This window comes from Corallococcus sp. AB018, assembly GCF_003986945.1.
Classification (GTDB): domain Bacteria; phylum Myxococcota; class Myxococcia; order Myxococcales; family Myxococcaceae; genus Corallococcus; species Corallococcus exiguus.
In genome coordinates, this window is sequence record NZ_RAWR01000463.1 from 1 (window position 1) to 831 (window position 831).

At 60.0% G+C, this 831-nt stretch carries 2 protein-coding genes and 4 tRNA genes; all 6 read left to right on the forward strand.

All coding sequences use genetic code 11. The annotated features are described in order from the left end of the window. Positions 1 to 144 (forward strand): TrmH family RNA methyltransferase (locus tag D7Y11_RS42720; RefSeq protein WP_148139295.1); only part of this gene is annotated, 144 nt, incomplete at its 5' end. 125 nt (positions 145 to 269) lie between these two features. Then, positions 270 to 342: transfer RNA gene (locus D7Y11_RS42725), tRNA-Thr, on the forward strand. A gap of 82 nt (positions 343 to 424) precedes the next feature. Further along, positions 425 to 508: transfer RNA gene (locus D7Y11_RS42730), tRNA-Tyr, on the forward strand. A 9-nt stretch (positions 509 to 517) separates the two neighbouring features. Then, positions 518 to 593 (forward strand) — tRNA-Gly (locus D7Y11_RS42735). Positions 594 to 614: 21 nt separating this feature from the next. Further along, positions 615 to 690, forward strand: a tRNA-Thr gene (locus D7Y11_RS42740). 16 nt (positions 691 to 706) lie between these two features. Beyond that, on the forward strand, positions 707 to 831 hold a 125-nt coding region (locus tag D7Y11_RS42745; RefSeq protein ID WP_233588040.1), incomplete at its 3' end, for a GTP-binding protein.

Here is an 831-nt window from a genome sequence, read left to right on the forward strand (position 1 = left end):
GGCGTGAGGGAAGGCGTCCTCAAGCACTGCGACTTCCGCCTCCGGATTCCCATGGGCGGTCAGGTCGGTTCATTGAATGCGTCGGTTTCCGCCGCGATTCTGCTATACGAGGTCGCCCGCCAGCGGGGGCGGCCTTCCCGCTGACGACCCCGGATCAATCTCCTTGACTTGGAGAGTGGGGGCTTTTAAAAGGTCGCGCCGCTCAAGCCGCTGTGAGGGGTTGACGGTCCGCTCGGGATGAGGTAGGGCGGGGCAGTTGCTGGTTGGATGCCGGTGTAGCTCAGTCGGTAGAGCAACTGATTTGTAATCAGTAGGTCGCGGGTTCAAATCCCGCCGCCGGCCAGGTAGGACGGGCCGCGGATAAGGGCCCGGGACGCAACAGGATGGTGTAGAGAGCAGCACGAAGCACGACAAGCGAATATCTGGAGAGATGCCCGAGCGGCCAAAGGGAGCAGACTGTAAATCTGCCGGCTCAACGCCTACGGTGGTTCGAATCCACCTCTCTCCACTCGGCAATGCGGGAATAGCTCAGTTGGTAGAGCGTCAGCCTTCCAAGCTGAATGTCGTGGGTTCGAATCCCATTTCCCGCTCCAACCGTTGTAGTGAATCGCCAAGCCCTGATAGCTCAGTTGGCAGAGCGCATCCTTGGTAAGGATGAGGTCACCAGTTCAATCCTGGTTCAGGGCTCCATTTTTCGAGGAGTGTCATGTCCAAGGAAAAGTTCGATCGCAGCCTGCCCCACGTGAACATCGGAACGATTGGGCACGTGGACCACGGCAAGACGTCGCTGACGGCGGCCATCACGAAGGTGCTGGCCAAGACGGGCGGCGC